The sequence below is a fragment of the Micrococcus sp. iso_229 genome, from assembly GCF_058072725.1.
On sequence record NZ_CM176514.1, the window covers coordinates 1,219,809 to 1,235,781 of the forward strand.

The window sequence follows — 15,973 nt, forward strand, 5'->3', positions numbered from 1 at the left end:
CCCGCACGCGTGCTCTGGGCGTGCGGGGCATCCGTGCCGCCAGACTATCGACCCCCGCCCGGCTGAACTAGGTTGGGGGCGTGCGCATCGACATCGTGAGCAAAGAGTTCCCCCCGTCCATCTACGGCGGTGCCGGCGTCCACGTCGCCGAGCTGACCCGCGTCCTCGCCTCCCGCGCCGACGTCCGCGTGCACGCCTTCGGCGAGCCGCGTGACCCGGACTACCACGGGGCTCGCGTCCTGACGTACCCGAACCCGCCCGGGTTCGACGCCGCCAACGGGGCCGTGCAGACCCTGGCCACCGACCTCACGATCCTCGGCGACCTCGAGGGCGCCGACGTCATCCACTCCCACACCTGGTACGCCAACCTGGCCGGCCACCTCGGCAAGCTCCTGCACGAGGCCCCCCACGTCCTCTCCGCGCACTCCCTCGAGCCGCTGCGCCCCTGGAAGGCGGAGCAGCTCGGCGGCGGCTACGCCCTGTCCAGCTGGGCCGAGCGCACGGCGTACCTCGGGGCGGACGCGGTCATCGCGGTCTCGGACGGCATGCGTCGGGACATCCTGGCCTGCTACCCGGACGTGGACCCGGCGAAGGTGCACACGGTCCACAACGGCATCGACACGCAGGTCTGGACCCCGCAGACCGGCACCGCCGCACTGGAGAAGTACGGAATCGACCCGGACAAGCCCTCCGTCGCGTTCGTCGGCCGCATCACGCGCCAGAAGGGCGTGCCCCACCTGCTCCGTGCGGCCCTGCGGCTGCCGGAGGACGTCCAGCTCGTGCTGTGCGTGGGCGCCCCGGACACCGCGGAGCTGGCGCACGAGGTCAACGGACTGATCGCCGAGCTGCGGCGCACCCGCCAGGGCGTCGTCGTGATCGAGGGGATGATCCCGCGCCACGAGGTGATGGAGATCCTCACGGCCGCCACCGTGTTCGCCTGCCCCTCGGTCTACGAGCCGCTGGGCATCGTCAACCTCGAGGCGATGGCGTGCGGCACCGCCGTCGTCGCCTCCGCCGTGGGCGGCATCCCGGAGGTCGTGCAGGACGGCGAGACCGGCCTGCTCGTGCCCTTCGAGCAGGTCGACGACGGCACGGCGGCGCCCGTGGACGAGGAGGGGTTCGCCGCCGACTTCGCGGCCGCGCTCACCCGCGTCGTGGAGGACCCGGAGCGCGCCCGCGCGATGGGTGAGGCCGGCCGGGCACGCGCGATCGAGCACTTCTCGTGGGAGACCATCGCGGAGCGCACGATCGAGGTCTACGAGGCCGTGCTGCGCTGAGCCCGCCCGATCACACACACGGGCCCCCGCCACCGCGAGGTGAAGGGGGCCCGGTGCGTCCGGGGACGGCCGCGGTCAGCCGCGGCGACCCCGCGCCGCCTTCTCGCGGGCGCGCACGGCCTTCTCGTCCTCCGGCTCCTCGCCGGCGGCCCGGCGGGCCGTGAACCAGGCGTGGGCCTCCTCCTGGCGCTGGGTCTCAGCGTCCGTGGCCACCGCCATGCGCAGGTGCTCGGGCTCGAGGCCGAACGCCTCGACGAGCTCGAGGGCGAAGGGGCGCAGCCGCTCGGCGAGCCGGTTGACGTAGCCGCGCAGGGCCCGGGCGCGCTGGCTCGAGACGCGGCCGTGGGCCACGAACCAGCCGAGGTCGTCCTCGATGACGCGCAGCGCGAAGAGGTCGCGCAGCCACGTCAGGACAGTCTTCGTGGTCTCATCCGTGATGCCCTCCAGGGCGCGGGTGAAGGCCTCCCACTGCAGCAGCTCGCCGTGGTTGCGGGCGGCCTCGATGAGCTCGTGCTGGCGCGTGTTGAACGCCTCCGCCTGGGCCGCCTGGCCCTTGCCCCGGGCCCCCGAGAGGGTGCCGGCGACGTCGGCGGTCTTGGCGCGGACGCGCTCGGTGAGCAGCTCATGCTGCACGGCGGGGTCCTTGAACCAGTTCGCGGAGCGGCGCTCGGACCCGCCGTCGGCCACGGACTGGACGACCTTGTGCAGGCCCGCACGGTGGATGGCGTCCGAGGCCTGATGGACCACGTAGCGGGAGACGGCGCCCACGTTGAGACGTCCGAACTCCTTCGAGTAGTCGGTCAGCAGACGCTTGCCCACCAGCTGCAGGAGCACCGTGTTGTCGCCCTCGAACGTGACGTACACGTCCAGGTCGGCGCGCATCTGGGCCACCCGGTTCTCGGCGAGGAACCCGGCGCCGCCGCACGCCTCGCGGGCCTCCTGCAGGGTGTCCAGGGCGTGCCACGTGGTCAGGGGCTTCACGGCCGCGGCGAGCGTCTCGAGCTCCTGCCGGTCCACGTCCGTGTCGGAGCGGCCGGAGAAGACGTCGTCGAACTTCTCGACGAGCTCGTTGGAGGCGAAGGCGTCCGCGTAGGCGCGGGCCAGGCGGTCGATCAGGCGGCGCTGGTGGTTCTGGTAGTCCAGCAGCACCTCCTCCCGCTGCGGGTCGGAGGCGTTGAACTGGCGGCGCTGCTCCGCGTAGGCCAGCGCACCGTGCAGGCCGAGGAAGGAGGCCGTGGTGGCGGCGAGGGACAGGGAGACGCGGCCCTGGACGAGCGTGCCGAGCATCGTGAAGAAACGACGCCCGGGGGAGGCGATGGGCGAGGAGTATGTCCCGTCCTCGGCCACGTCGCCGTAGCGGTTGAGGAGGTTGGTGCGCGGGATGCGGACCTGGGTGAAGTGCAGGCGGCCGTTGTCGATGCCGTTCAGTCCGCCCTTGAGGCCGTCGTCCTCGCCGCCCACGCCGGGCAGGAAGGCACCCTTCTCGTCCCGGATGGGGACGTAGAAGCAGTGCACGCCGTGGTTGACGCCCCGGGTGATCAGCTGCGCGAAGACCGTGGCCGCCCTGCCGTGCAGCGCGGCGTTGCCGAGGTAGTCCTTCCAGGCGCCCTTGAACGGGGTGTGGATGACGAACTCCTGGGTCGCCTCGTCGTACGTGGCGGTCGTGGCGATCGAGGCGACGTCCGAGCCGTGCCCGATCTCGGTCATGGCGAAGGCGCCCGGGACGCTCAGGTCCATCGCGCCCGGCAGCCACCGGCGGTGGTGCTCCGCGGTGCCCAGGTGCAGGATCGCCGAGCTGAACAGGCCCCACTGCACACCGGCCTTGATCTGCAGGGAGGGGTCGGCGAGCACGAGGTCGCCGAAGGCGGAGAGGTTGCCGCCGTGGTTGTCCTCGCCGCCGAACTCGCGCGGGAAGGCGCGGTGGACCGCGTTGCGCTCCACGAGGACGCCCAGCTGCCGCAGGACGCGGGCGCGGTGCTCGTCCATGCCGAGCATCGGGTCGCGCCACAGGGCGGGGTCCTTGGCGAGTTCGCGGGATTCTCGGCGCTCCGCCGCCCAGCGGCCGAGCAGGGCCTCCTCGAGGGCCGCGGCGTCGAGGGAGCCGGGCGTCGGACGCTCGGGCGCGATCTCGGCGATGTCGGAGGGGACCTCGGTGCTGGGCGTCGGGGACTGGGGGGCGAGCTTCTCGTGGACGGTCATGACGATGCTCCTGTTCGTGAGTGGGGGCGGGCGCGGTCGGCGTCCGCCGCCGCGGGGTCGAGGGAGGCGCCGGGCGCGGCGCCGATGAGGCCGGTGAGCAGCCAGTCGGCGATGGCGCGGGCCATCGCCTCGACCGGGATGCGCCCGGCGGCCGGGGTCCGCAGCCAGGTCTCGGCGGCGGCCCGGACGAGGCCGACGGCGGCGCGCGGCCACAGGGCGAGCGGGTCCGCCGGCGCCGGGGCGTGGCCCCGCGCGGCCATCCCGCGTACCAGGCCCGACTCGAGCACGGCGTAGACGCGGTCGAGGAACGGGCCCAGCACAGGGGCCTCGGCCGTGGCGGGGGACGGGGCGACGGCGAACGCGTACACCTCGGGTGAGGTCGCCGCGACCGTGAGGTACACCTCGACCATGCGACGCAGCGCCTCGGGCTCGGAGACCGGTTCGTCCGCGACCTCGAGCAGGCGGCGCTCCATGTGGGCGGTGACCCGCTCGGACACCGCCAGGCGCAGGCCCTCGCGGTCGCCGAAGTAGCGGTAGTAGACGGTCTTGGAGGTGCCCGCGTGGGACGCGATCTCCTCCATCGAGGCGTGGGCGCCCAGGGCGTGCACGGCCGACCGGGCGGCCCGGACCAGTTCCAGACGGCGCTCGGCGCGGTGCCGGTCCCAGCGGACGCTGCGACCGTCCCGGGCGGTGGACGTGACGGGATTCACGAAACCGAGCGTATCAGGTACTGTGGGTCACAGTCACCCATCCCGACGACGTCCGTATCGTCCGGGGTGGAAACGCCCCCCGCCGCGTCGGCGGCGGGCCCGCCGTCGAGAGGACCGTCATGACCCACCACGAGACCCCCGCGTCCGAGACCGCCTCCCGCCCCGCCGTCGCCGGCGGAGCGCTGCGCCCCGCCGTCATCCTGGGCGGCAACCGCATCCCCTTCGCCCGCGCCAACACCGCCTACGCCGAGGTCGGGAACCAGGAGATGCTCACGGCCACGCTCGACGGCCTCGTCGCGCGGTTCGGGCTCCAGGGCGAGCGCCTCGGCCAGGTCACCGCCGGCGCCGTCCTCAAGCACCCGCGCAACTTCAACCTCACCCGCGAGGCCGTCCTGGGCTCCGCGCTCTCCGCCGCGACCCCGGCCGCCGACGTCCAGGTGGCCTGCGCCACCGGCATGGAGGCCCTGGGCACCCTGGCCAACAAGATCCGGCTCGGCCAGCTCGACTCCGCCATCGGCGGCGGCGTGGACTCAATCTCGGACGCACCCGTCTCGCTCTCCGACGGTGCGCGCCGCGTGCTGCTGCAGCTCAACACCGCCAAGACCACGAAGGACCGCCTGCGCGCCCTCGCCCAGCTGCGCCCCGGGCAGCTCGTGCCGGAGCCGGCCGGCGCAGGCGAGCCGCGCACCGGCATGTCCATGGGCGAGCACCAGGCCCTGACCACCCACAAGTGGGGCATCACCCGCCAGGCCCAGGACGAGCTCGCCGCGGCCTCCCACCGGAACCTCGGCGCCGCCTACGCCGCCGGGTACATGGACGATCTGGTGACCCCGTTCCACGGCCTGGCCCGCGACAACAACCTCCGCCCCGACTCCACGCCGGAGAAGCTGGCCGGCTTGAAGCCCGCGTTCGGCCGCCAGCTGGGGGACGAGGCGACCATGACGGCCGGCAACTCCACCCCGCTCACCGACGGCGCCTCCGCGGTGCTGCTCTCCTCCGAGGAGTGGGCCGCCGAGCGCGGACTGCCCGTGCTCGCCGAGTTCGTGGACATGGAGAACGCCGCCGTGGACTTCGTCGACGGGCACGAGGGCCTGCTCATGGCCCCCGCCTACGCCGTCCCGCGCCTGCTGGCCCGGCACGGGCTCACCCTCGACGACCTCGACTTCGTGGAGATCCACGAGGCGTTCGCCGGCACCGTCCTGTCCACCCTCGCCGCCTGGGAGGACGAGGAGTACTGCCGCGAGCGCCTCGGGCTGCCGGGTGCGCTGGGCTCGGTGGACCGCGCCCGGCTCAACGTGCACGGCTCCTCGTTGGCGGCCGGTCACCCCTTCGCCGCCACCGGCGGCCGCATCGTCGCCCTGCTGGCCAAGATGCTGCATGAGAAGGGGGAGGGCTCCCTCGGCCTGATCTCCGTCTGTGCTGCCGGCGGCCAGGGCATCGTCGCCCTGCTCCGCGGCCGCTGAGCCCTGACCGACCCGACCCGAGAGGACCGACCATGACCGACCGTTACGGCACCTTCGTCGCCTCGCCCCTGGGCCGCCGCCTCACCGGCGCCCTGGGCCTGCCCCAGCCCGTCGAGCTGCGCCGGCACACCCCCGGCGACCCCGTGCTGCCCGGCTCCGTGCTCGTCCTGGGCGCGACCCCCGCAGCCGCGGACGCCCGCACCCTCTTGGCCTCGTGGGGCCTCGAGGTCGCCGACGCCCCCCGTGAGGGCGCCCGCCACGCGGCGATCGTCGCGTGCTTCGACGGGGTCGCCACGCCCGCAGACCTCGGCGCGGTGGCGCTGGAGATCGGCGGCGCGCTGCGCTCGCTGGGCTCCTCCTCGCGCGTGGTGACGGTGTTCGAGGACCCCGAGGCCGCCACGGACCCGACCCTGCGCGCCGCCCGCCAGGGCGTGACGGGCCTCACCCGCTCCATCGCGCACGAGATGCGCCGCGGCGGCACGGCCAACGGCCTGGTCCTGGGCGAGGGCGTGCCGCTTACCGCCCCCGGTGCGGCCGGCGCGCTGGCGTTCCTGCTCTCCGGTCGCGCGGCGTACGTGTCCGGCCAGTTCGTGCCCGTCTCCACCGCCGACGGCGCGGTCCCCGCCGACGTGGCGCGCCCGCTGGCCGGCAAGGTCGCCGTGGTCACGGGCGCCGCCCGCGGCATCGGCGCCGCCATCGTGCGGACGCTCGCCCGCGACGGGGCCGCCGTCGTCGGCGTGGACGTCCCGGCGGCGGGCGAGGCGCTGGCCGAGGTCGTGAACGAGGTGGGCGGCACCGCGCTCGCCCTGGACATCACGGCGCCGGACGCGGGCGCTCGCATCCTCGAGCACTGCCGCAGCCGGCACGGCCGGATGGACGTGGTGGTGCACAACGCCGGGATCACCCGGGACCGGATGCTGGCCAACATGGACGCCGCGCGCTGGGACTCCGTCCTCGCCGTGAACACCACGGCCCAGCTGGCCATGAACGAGGCGTTCCTCTCCGAGGACGCCCGGGACGTGGTGGGTCAGGGGCTGCGCATCGTGGGCCTGGCCTCCATCTCCGGCATCGCGGGCAACCGCGGCCAGACGAACTACGCGGCCTCGAAGGCCGGGGTCATCGGCCTGACCGCGGCGTCCGCCCCGGTCCTCGCGGCCCGCGGGGGCACGATCAACGCGGTGGCCCCGGGCTTCATCGAGACCGAGATGACCGCGAAGATCCCGCTCGCCACGCGCGAGGTGGGCCGACGGCTCAACGCGCTGCAGCAGGGCGGCCTGCCGCAGGACGTGGCCGAGACGGTGGCCTGGCTCGCCTCGGACGCCGCCGGCGGCACCAACGGGGCCACGCTGCGGGTCTGCGGCCAGTCGAAGCTGGGGGCGTGAGGATGCAGACCACGCAGCTGTCCGCCCCGCCCTCCCTCGGCCGGCTCTACGTCCGGGCCGCCGGGCGGGCCGCCACGGACGCCGTCGTCCGTCGGCGCCGTCCCCGCGAGCTCCCGGACCGTCAGGTGGTCGTGACCGGCCACCGCATCCCGGCCGAGGCCGTGACCGCGTGGCGCGGGGCCGTCGGGTCCGCCAATCCGGCGGACCTGCCCTCGGTCCTGGTGCACACCCAGGTGTTCGGCGCGGCCATGGAGCTGATGGCCGACCCCGAGTTCCCGCTGCCCCTGCCCGGGCTGGTGCACCTGAGCAACACGGTCCTGCACCACCGGCCCGTCCCGGCGGAGACTGCCCTGCGCGTCACCGCGCGTGCGGTGGGTCTCGTCCCGCACCACGCGGGCACCGCCGTGGACGTCGTCGTGACCGTCGAGGGGCCTGGCGACGACGGCGAGGAGGCACTGCTGTGGGAGGGCGTCTCCCGGTACCTCGCCAAGGGCGTCCACCTCTCCGGCCTGCGTCCCGAGCGGCCCGCCCGCCCGGACTTCGTGCCCCCGACGCCCACCGCCCAGTGGCGCTTCGGGACGGGGGCCGGGCGCCGGTACGCGGGCGTCTCCGGGGACTGGAACCCGATCCACCTGACGAGCGTCTCGGCCCGACTGTTCGGCATGAAGGGCGCGATCGCCCACGGGATGTTCCTGGCCGCCCGGATGCTCGAGGGCCGTGAGCCGGCCGGCGCCGGGTTCCGCTGGCACATCGACTTCGAGGCGCCCGTCGTGCTGCCGACCACCGTGGCCGTCCGCTACGAGCCCCGGCCCGACGGCGGCACGCGCGTGTGCGGCTGGGATGCGCGGCGCCGGCGCCCGCACTTCTCCGGGGAGATCACTCCGCTCGAGTCCTGACGGCCACCGGCCCCGCGCTCCGGCCCGCCGAGACTCGCTGTCTCGGCGGGCCGGTGCGTTCGGGCGGTCAGGCGTCCAGCCCGGGCGACCGCCGCGGCACGGCCGCGACGGCCTCGAGCAGCCCGTCCGCGTAGGCCTCCCACGAGTGACCGGCGGCGTGGCGCACGGCCCCGGGCCCCAGCGCGGCCCAGGCGTCACGATCCGCCAGGATCTCGGCCAGGGCATCGGCCCACGCCTCGGGGGTGCCCGCCGTCACGTGGCGGCCGGACACGCCGTCGAGGACCGCGTAGACCAGTCCGCCGACCCGGTGCGCCAGCACGGGCGTGCCGCAGGCCTGCGCCTCGAGGGCGACCAGGCCGTAGGTCTCGGACGCGCTCGGCATCGCCACGACGTCCGCCGCCCGGAACTGGGCGGCGAGGGCGGGCGCGGGCACCGGCCCGGAGAACGTCACCAGGTCGGCGACCCCCTCCTGCGCGGCCAGGCCCGCCAGGTCCAGTCCGTCGTCCCCCGAGGCGGCCCCGTTCACGTGCAGGCGCACCCCCGGGTCGGCGCCCGCGCCACCGGCCCGCTCGCGCAGCACCCCGAGGGCGGCCACGAGCAGGTGCGGGCCCTTGTGCCGCTGCACGCGGCCGGCGAACAGGACGCGCAGGGCCCCGTCGTCCTCCGGTGCGCCCGGCCACTGCGCGGCGCCGTCCGGCGTGAACGTCTCGAGGTCGGCCCCGGGAGGCAGCACCCGGGTGCGGGCGCGGGCCACGTCCAGCAGCTCGCGCAGGTCGGCGACCTCGGCGGCGGAGTTGACCACGAGCAGGTCGGCCTGCCCGACGATTCCGCGTTCGGCCTCGATCCGCGCGGCCGGCTCGCGCAGCTCGGGGTCCTCGAGCATCTTCGCCGCAGCCGTGGTGTGCATGGTCTGCAGGTACGGGGCGTGCGCCGCCCGCGCCAGGGCCGCGGCGGTGGACCCGGAGAGCCAGTAGTGGCCGTGCACGAACGCGACCGGCGGGGCGTCCGCGCCACCGAGGACGGGACCGCCCGGCACGGCGTCCGAGGCGAGCCAGTCCAGGGCCGCGCGGGTGAACTCGTCGCGGAGGCCCGCCAGATCCGCCTTGGCCACGGGAGCGGACGGCCCGGCCGCGAGGTCCACGACCGTGACCGGCGGGGCCTGCCCGCCGACGTCCAGCGTCCGGACCCGTGCGCCGTCCGGTCCCACCGGCTCCTCCGCCCGGGTCAGCAGGATCATCCGCACGCCCCGGCGGGCCAGGGCGACGGCGGCCTGCCGCACGTAGACGTTCATGCCGCCCGCGTCGCCGCGGCCGGGCTGGGCCAGGGGGGAGGTGTGCAGGCTGACCCCGATCCCCACCGGCACGGACGCCCGCAGTTCGGCGTCCACGGCGTCGAACAGCCGGGCCGCCGACGCCGAGTCCGCCAGGTCCTCGACGGAGACCATCCGTCCGGCGCCGTCGCCGAGCGGCACGGTCCAGTTCGGGTACTGGTCCTGGAGGGTGCCGGGCTGGTTCTGGATGCGCCGCTCGCCCACGGCGTCCACGAGCGCCACGCTGTGCAGGGCCGAGGGCGCCTGCGCGAGCAGGCGGTGCAGGGCCACGATCTGGCGTTCGCGCACCTCGGGGCCGGCCTCGGGGACGTCCACGTCCGCCTCGGCGAGCAGCCCGCGCCGGGCCGCGGCGGCGAGGAAGGCACGCACCTCCTCCGCGGACCGGCGGCGTTCCTGGGCGACGTCCACGGTGTAGAGGCCCAGCCGTTCGCGCAGGTCCACCTGGACGCCCTCGAGGTAGCCGGCCGTGGGCGGCAGGTCGTGCGTGTTCACCGCCGCCATGGCCAGCCGCCGGTAGCGCTCCGGCGGGGTGGGCTCGCCGTCCTCCTGTTCGAACCAGAGGATCGACGTGCCGAGCACGCCGGCCTCGGCCAGGCGGCGCTGCACCCACGGCTCGAACGTGCCGAGGTCCTCGCCCACCACGACGACGCCGGCGCGCTCGGCCTCGAGCGTGAGCACGGCGAGCATCGCCTCGTGGTCGTACTCGACGTACGCGCCCTGGGTGGCGCCGGCGCCCTCCGGGATCCACCACAGGCGGAACAGCCCCAGGACGTGGTCCATGCGGATGCCGCCCGCGCCGCGCAGCACGGTGCGCAGCATGTCCCGGAACGCGGCGTAGCCGGTCTCGGCCAGGCGGCGCGGATGCCAGGGGTGCTGCGACCAGTCCTGGCCCAGCTGGTTGAACAGCTCGGGCGGCGCGCCGACGGACATGGTCGGCACCAGCACGTCCCCGAGCATCCACGCGTCCGCGGTCTCGCGGGTCGCCCCGACCGCCAGGTCCACCATGACGCCCATGCGCATGCCGGCCGCCCGGGCCCGCTCCTGCACGCCGGCGAGCTGCTCGGCGGCGATCCACTGCACCCAGCGGTGCAGGTCGACGTGGGTCGCGCGTTCGACGCGGACCCGCTCGGCCTCGACCCCGCCCGGCGCCCAGGCCGGGTCGGCGAGATCGGGCCCGGTGCCGTCGCTGTCCAGCCGCAGGACGGACCAGAGGGCGAAGTCGTCCAGGCCCGGGCCGGCCTCGGCGCGGAACCGCGCGTAGGCGGCCTCGCGCTCGGGGGAGCGGGGCACCTCGTGCACGCGACGCAGCGCGGGCCACAGGACGGCGGCGACGGCGGCCCGGTCGATCCGGCCGGTGCGCCCCAGCTCCGCCTGGACGCGGGCGCCGGCCGACCGCAGCTCCGCCTGCTCCGCGGCGGGCAGGTCGGCGAACTCGGGGATCGAGGGCACGTGCACAACCAGCGCCGAGAGGAACCGACGGGAGACGGGGGAGTAGGGGGAGTCCGCCGGGTGCGGGCCGGGCTCGACCGCGTGCAGGGGGTGCAGCAGCAGGAAGTCGGCACCGTGCCGGGCGACGATCTCGGCCAGGGACGCCATGTCCGCCGCGTCGCCGATGCCCCACGAGTCCGCCGAGGTCACCGAGTAGCCCTGCGCGGCCGCGCCCCAGCCGCGGCGCTCGAGGAAGGGACGCGGCGTGCTCAGCCGGGTCGGGGCGCAGACCAGGACCGCGGAGGCGGTGGAGCCGGAGCCGCTGGTCACCTCCAGCCGGTGCCAGCCCGGGGCGAGGTCGGCGGGGATCTGCACGTGGACGCGCTCGCGCTCGACTCCGTCGACCAGGCGGACCTCGGACACCGGCTCGCTCACGCTCACCTCGAGGGTCCGCCCGTCCTCCGTGCGCACGCGGGCCACGACCGGCTCGCCCGCGGCCACGTGGCACGGCACGGACAGACGGTGACCGGACCGGGCGGCCACGGTGGGCGGGAGCACGTCCCGCCAGGGGGCCGTCTCCGCCTCCTCCACCGCCTCGGCCAGCGCGGCGACCCCGTCCGGTCGGACCGACACCCCGAGGGCGGCGAGCACCTTCACGAGGGCCTCGTCCGGCACGGTCTGGGCCGAGCCGTCCTGCCCGACGTACTCGGGCTGCACCCCGTGGGCTCGCGCGAGCCGATGCAGCAGTGCGGGGGCTTCCAGGGCCATCGGGTCCTCCATGCCGTCGTGCGGTTCCACCGACGGCGCCTGCCGTCGCACGGACACCACTCTAGAGGGGACCCCGGGCCGGGAACACGCAGGGCCCCGGTCGTGACGACCGGGGCCCTGCTGCTCGACGAGCGGTGCGCGAGGGGGGACTTGAACCCCCACGTCCTTGCGGACACAGCGACCTCAACGCTGCGCGTCTACCAATTCCGCCACTCGCGCTCATCGGTGGAGCCCTGGGAGAGGCTCCGTCGCCCGCCGCGTTCCGGTCCTGACCGGTCCGTCCCGCTCCGGGCAACTCGAGAAAGATAGCACGGGTTCGGGCTAGGCTCAAAACCATGGCCGAGAACATCGTGAACCCCGCCCGCCCGCGCCCCGAGGACCGCGTCGTGGAGATCTGCCGCGACCTCATCCGGATCGACACCACCAACCGCGGGGGCAACGTCTCCGTCGGCGAGCCGGAGGCTGCGGAGTACTGTGCCCGGCTCATGGCCGAGGCGGGGATGACCCCCCGCTTCTTCGAGTCGGCGCCGGGCCGGGTCTCCGTCGTCGGGCACCTGCCGGGCTGGGATCCGGAGGCGCCGGGGCTCGTCATCCACGGGCACACGGACGTGGTCCCCGCCGAGGCGGACGAGTGGAGCGTGGACCCGTTCGGCGCCGAGCTCAAGGACGGCATGATCTGGGGGCGCGGCGCCGTGGACATGAAGGGCATGGACGCCATGGTGCTCGCGGTGCTGCTGCACCTGGCCCGCACGGGCCGCCGGCCGCGGCGCCCCCTGACGGTCGCGTTCTTCGCCGACGAGGAGGCCGGCGGCGTCTATGGCGCACGCTGGGTCGTGGACCACCACCCCGAGGTGTTCGACGGGTGCACCGAGGCGATCTCCGAGGTGGGCGGCTTCTCCACCGAGGTGCACGGCTCGCGCGCCTACCTCGTGCAGACCGCGGAGAAGGGGCTCGCCTGGCTGAACCTCACCGCGGAGGGCGCCCCCGGGCACGGCTCCGCCCCGCACCCGGACAACGCGGTCACCCGGCTGGCCGGCGCCATGACCCGCATCGGCGGGCACGAGTGGCCGCTCGTGTACACCAAGACCACGCGCGCGCTGCTCGAACAGGTGGCGGAGATCATGGGCGCCGACTTCGACGAGACGGACCCGACGCCGCAGCTCGACGCCCTCGGGCAGGCCCGGTCCTGGGTGGCCGGCACCCTGCGCACCTCGTCCAACCCGACGGGGCTGACCGCCGGCTACAAGCACAACGTCATCCCGTCCTCGGCGACCGGCACCGTGGACGTCCGCCTGATCCCCGGGGAGGAGGAGTCCGCCCTCGCCACGATCGCCGAGCTCGCCGGTCCGGACGTGACCATCGAGCCCGAGCACCGGGACGTCGCCCTGGAGACCCCCTTCTCCGGGGACCTGGTGGAGCTGATGATCGCCTCGCTGCAGGCGGAGGACCCCGAGGCCCAGGTGCTGCCGTTCATGCTCGGCGGGGGCACGGACAACAAGTCCCTCTCCCGGCTCGGCATCACCGGCTACGGCTTCGCGCCCATGCGCCTTCCCGCCGACCTGGCCTTCACGTCCCTGTTCCACGGCATCGACGAGCGGGTGCCCGTGGACGCGCTCGAGTTCGGCTGCCGGGTGCTCGAGCGGATGCTGGAGCCGCGCTGATCCGGGCCGCGGGCGGCGACGGCCGGGGCGGCGTCGTCGCGCCCGCGGCTCAGAGGGTCTGCAGGGTCGAGGCCACGCGCATCACGCGACGGCGCATCCAGTAGCGGCGCGCCCCGTCGCGGTAGTGCACGGAGCGCTGCAGCTCCCATTGGCCGTACTCCGCGTGCTCCACGAGGCGCCGCCGGGCGTCGGCGAGGGACTCGTGGGCGGCGACCGTCATCACCAGGTACTCCCACTTCTGTCCGCGGGAGATCGCATCGAGGGTCGAGGACATCAGCTGTTCACGCACCCGCCCATCCTGGCAGACGGCGTCGAGTCCGGCGGCCCGGTCCCGCACGGCCCACCCCTGGCCGCGCCACCGGCCACCGGGTTACCGTTCACCCATGAGCTCTGACGCCCGCATGGCCCTCGAGGCCCTCACCACCGCCCTGAACGAACACCTCGTGGCCGCGCAGAACAAGCGGGGCGAGGACGACCCGGCCGTCGAAGCCGCGTTCTTCGCCGTGGCCGACGCCTTCGAGGCCTACGAGGACGCCCTGTACGCGGACACCGAGGAGGTCACTCCGCTCGACCTCTTCGACGACGAGGACGACGACGACTGACCGTCCCGCTCGTGACGGACCGCACGGCCCCGGGTTCCCACCCGGGGCCGTCGCGTACAGTGACCCTCCGTGACGTGGATCGAAGCCATCATCCTGGGCCTGGTGCAGGGCCTCACGGAGTTCCTGCCCATCTCCTCCTCCGCCCACATCCGCATCGTGGGCGAGTTCCTGCCCTCCGGGGCCGACCCGGGGGCGGCCTTCACGGCCATCACGCAGCTCGGCACGGAGCTGGCGGTCCTCATCTACTTCTGGCGCGACATCACCCGCATCATCGGGCGGTGGTGCGCCGCGGTCACGGGGCGGATCCCGCACTCGGACCCCGATGCGCGCATGGGCTGGCTGATCATCGTGGGCTCGATCCCGATCGCGGTCCTGGGTCTGCTGCTGCAGGACTGGATCGACACGGAGTTCCGGTCGCTGTGGATCACGGCGACCATGCTCATCGTGTTCGGCGTCCTGCTCGCCCTGGCGGACCGGCTCGGTCGTCAGACCAGGCCGCTCGAGAAGCTCACCGTGCGGGACGGCGTGCTCTACGGGCTGGCCCAGGCCCTCGCGCTGGTCCCGGGCGTCTCGCGCTCCGGCGGCACCATCGCGGCCGGCCTGGCCATGGGATACACCCGGCCCGCCGCCGCCCGCTACGCGTTCCTGCTGGCGGTGCCCGCCGTGTTCGCCTCCGGCCTGTACAAGCTGTACACCTCGCTCACCGATCCCGGCACGCAGGGCCCGTACGGCATGGGGGAGACGCTGGTGGCGACCGGGATCGCCTTCGTGGTGGGCTACGCGGTCATCGCCTGGCTCATGCGCTTCATCAGCACCCACTCGTTCCTGCCGTTCGTCTGGTACCGCATCCTCCTGGGCGGCGTGCTGTTCGCCCTGCTGGGCGCGGGCGTCATCAGCGCCTGAGCCCGCTCCCGCCGCCGGGCATGACGGCCCGGCACCGCCGAACCACCCCGATGTGAGGAGTCCCGTGAAGTCCTGGAGCACCCCCGCCCCGCCCGCCGTGCCGAGCCGCCCCGACCGGCTGCGGCTGCACGACACCGCCACGGGACGGACCCGGCATCCGGGCAACGACGCCCAGCGCGCGTCGCTGTACGTCTGCGGGATCACCCCGTACGACGCGACGCATCTCGGCCACGCGAGCACCTATGTGGCCTTCGACCTGCTGCACCGCTACTGGCGCGCGGCCGGTCTCGAGGTCGCCTACGTCCAGAACGTGACCGACGTGGACGACCCCCTGCTCGAGCGGGCCGAGGCGACCGGCGTCGACTGGCGCGCTCTCGCCGAGGAGCAGACCGACCTGTTCCGTGCGGACATGGCCGCCCTCGAGGTGCTGGCCCCGGACCACTACGTCGGCGCGACCGAGGCGGTGGGCCTGGTGGTGGACGCCGTCGAGACGATGCTGGCGGCGGGCCGGGCCTACCGTGTGCCGGGCGGCGACGGCGAGCCCGACGGGGACGTCTACTTCGACGTCCGCGCGGTCCAGTCCGCGACCGACTGGCGCCTCGGGCAGGTCTCCGCGATGGACCTGGACGAGATGGCCGAGGTGTTCCCGGAGCGGGGAGGCGATCCCGACCGCCCCGGCAAGCGCGACCCGCTGGACCCGCTGCTGTGGCGCGTGCACCGCGAGGGCGAGCCGGCCTGGGACGGGCGGTCGCTCGGCTCCGGCCGGCCCGGCTGGCACATCGAGTGCTCCGTGATCTCCCGGGCCCACCTGCCGGCGCCGTTCACGGTGCAGGGCGGCGGATCCGACCTGCGGTTCCCGCACCACGAGTTCTCCGCCGCGCACGCCACCGCCGTCGACGGCCTGCCGCTCGCGCACACCTACGCGCACACCGGCATGGTGGCCCTGGACGGCGAGAAGATGTCCAAGTCCCTCGGCAACCTCGAACTCGTCTCCCGCCTGCGGGCGCGGGGCGTCGAGCCGGTGGCCGTCCGGGCGGCCATCCTCGCGCACCACTACCGGTCGGACTGGGAGTGGTCCGAGCAGGTGCTGGCCGACGCCCAGGCGCGGGTGGCCCGCTGGCGCGCCGCCCTGGACGGGCCGCATGCCGCCGCCGGCGTCGCCGTGCTGGACGCGGTCCACGCGGCGCTCTCGGACGACCTCGACGCCCCCCGCGCGCTGGAGGCCCTCGACGCATGGGCGGCCGACACCCTGCCGGGCCTGGCCGAGGCCGCCGCCGACCCGGTGCCGGTCGTCGACGTCGTGGCGGCGCTGCTGGGTCTGCGCCTGCGCTGACCCCGCCGGGCGGGGCCGGGC

General features: G+C 74.8%; 12 protein-coding genes and 1 tRNA gene. 8 read left to right on the top strand and 5 right to left on the bottom strand.

Annotation, left to right across the window (positions count from 1 at the left end; translation table 11 throughout):
• The first annotated feature begins 80 nt into the window (after nt 1–80).
• Nucleotides 81–1,277: a glycogen synthase gene (gene glgA, locus AC3RKA_RS05710; protein ID WP_336264682.1), complete on the top strand. Its 1,197-nt coding sequence runs from the start codon at nt 81–83 to the stop codon at nt 1,275–1,277.
• Between the two features lie 75 nt (nt 1,278–1,352).
• Here glgA and AC3RKA_RS05715 read toward each other — a convergent pair whose 3' ends face one another.
• Nucleotides 1,353–3,476, bottom strand: coding sequence for an acyl-CoA dehydrogenase family protein (locus AC3RKA_RS05715; protein WP_049158207.1), 2,124 nt, complete (start codon nt 3,474–3,476; stop codon nt 1,353–1,355).
• Nucleotides 3,473–4,186: a TetR/AcrR family transcriptional regulator gene (locus tag AC3RKA_RS05720; protein WP_336264681.1), complete on the bottom strand. Its 714-nt coding sequence runs from the start codon at nt 4,184–4,186 to the stop codon at nt 3,473–3,475. Before AC3RKA_RS05720 ends, AC3RKA_RS05715 begins: the two co-directional genes overlap by 4 nt.
• Nucleotides 4,187–4,305: 119 nt before the next feature.
• Between AC3RKA_RS05720 and AC3RKA_RS05725 the strand changes: the two genes are divergently transcribed.
• From AC3RKA_RS05725 to AC3RKA_RS05735, 3 genes are read left to right on the top strand one after another with little or no spacing between them, the layout of a single operon-like run.
• Entirely contained in the window at nt 4,306–5,649 is a 1,344-nt protein-coding gene (locus tag AC3RKA_RS05725; protein WP_002855050.1) for an acetyl-CoA C-acetyltransferase, read from the top strand.
• A 32-nt stretch (nt 5,650–5,681) separates the two neighbouring features.
• A complete protein-coding gene (locus tag AC3RKA_RS05730) occupies nt 5,682–7,031 on the top strand; it encodes a 3-oxoacyl-ACP reductase (RefSeq protein WP_489726975.1) in 1,350 nt (449 codons plus the stop codon).
• A 2-nt stretch (nt 7,032–7,033) separates the two neighbouring features.
• Entirely contained in the window at nt 7,034–7,927 is an 894-nt protein-coding gene (locus AC3RKA_RS05735; RefSeq protein ID WP_049158204.1) for a MaoC/PaaZ C-terminal domain-containing protein, read from the top strand.
• A 67-nt stretch (nt 7,928–7,994) separates the two neighbouring features.
• On the opposite strand, the gene malQ is transcribed toward AC3RKA_RS05735, so the two are convergent.
• Together malQ and AC3RKA_RS05745 are read right to left on the bottom strand one after the other, a co-directional pair.
• Entirely contained in the window at nt 7,995–11,504 is a 3,510-nt protein-coding gene (gene malQ, locus AC3RKA_RS05740; protein ID WP_489726976.1) for a 4-alpha-glucanotransferase, read from the bottom strand.
• 84 nt (nt 11,505–11,588) lie between these two features.
• A tRNA-Leu gene (locus AC3RKA_RS05745) sits at nt 11,589–11,672 on the bottom strand.
• 116 nt (nt 11,673–11,788) lie between these two features.
• Between AC3RKA_RS05745 and AC3RKA_RS05750 the strand changes: the two genes are divergently transcribed.
• Nucleotides 11,789–13,114, top strand: a complete 1,326-nt coding sequence (locus AC3RKA_RS05750) for a M20/M25/M40 family metallo-hydrolase (protein WP_489726977.1) — start codon at nt 11,789–11,791, stop codon at nt 13,112–13,114.
• A gap of 49 nt (nt 13,115–13,163) precedes the next feature.
• Here the strand turns inward: AC3RKA_RS05750 and AC3RKA_RS05755 are convergent, their stop codons facing one another.
• Nucleotides 13,164–13,403, bottom strand: a complete 240-nt coding sequence (locus tag AC3RKA_RS05755; RefSeq protein WP_036315193.1) for a DUF5703 family protein — start codon at nt 13,401–13,403, stop codon at nt 13,164–13,166.
• A 94-nt stretch (nt 13,404–13,497) separates the two neighbouring features.
• On the opposite strand from AC3RKA_RS05755, the gene AC3RKA_RS05760 reads away from it, so the two are divergent.
• The 3 genes from AC3RKA_RS05760 to mshC all read left to right on the top strand — a co-directional run bounded on the left by AC3RKA_RS05760 (nt 13,498) and on the right by mshC (nt 15,952).
• Nucleotides 13,498–13,716, top strand: coding sequence for a hypothetical protein (locus AC3RKA_RS05760; protein WP_036315190.1), 219 nt, complete (start codon nt 13,498–13,500; stop codon nt 13,714–13,716).
• Nucleotides 13,717–13,785: 69 nt separating this feature from the next.
• Nucleotides 13,786–14,619 (top strand): undecaprenyl-diphosphate phosphatase, encoded by an 834-nt coding sequence (locus AC3RKA_RS05765; RefSeq protein ID WP_049161802.1) that lies wholly within the window; start codon nt 13,786–13,788, stop codon nt 14,617–14,619.
• Nucleotides 14,620–14,683: 64 nt separating this feature from the next.
• Complete coding sequence (mshC, locus tag AC3RKA_RS05770; RefSeq protein WP_049161804.1) at nt 14,684–15,952, top strand: cysteine--1-D-myo-inosityl 2-amino-2-deoxy-alpha-D-glucopyranoside ligase; 1,269 nt, start codon at nt 14,684–14,686, stop codon at nt 15,950–15,952.
• The last annotated feature ends 21 nt before the right edge of the window (nt 15,953–15,973 follow it).

Coding starts and splice junctions, on each gene's coding strand:
- AC3RKA_RS05715 (WP_049158207.1), bottom strand. CDS start 3,476: ATGACCGTCCACGAGAAGCTCGCCCCCCAGTCCCCGACGCCCAGCACC.
- AC3RKA_RS05725 (WP_002855050.1), top strand. CDS start 4,306: ATGACCCACCACGAGACCCCCGCGTCCGAGACCGCCTCCCGCCCCGCC.
- AC3RKA_RS05730 (WP_489726975.1), top strand. CDS start 5,682: ATGACCGACCGTTACGGCACCTTCGTCGCCTCGCCCCTGGGCCGCCGC.
- AC3RKA_RS05735 (WP_049158204.1), top strand. CDS start 7,034: ATGCAGACCACGCAGCTGTCCGCCCCGCCCTCCCTCGGCCGGCTCTAC.
- AC3RKA_RS05750 (WP_489726977.1), top strand. CDS start 11,789: ATGGCCGAGAACATCGTGAACCCCGCCCGCCCGCGCCCCGAGGACCGC.
- AC3RKA_RS05760 (WP_036315190.1), top strand. CDS start 13,498: ATGAGCTCTGACGCCCGCATGGCCCTCGAGGCCCTCACCACCGCCCTG.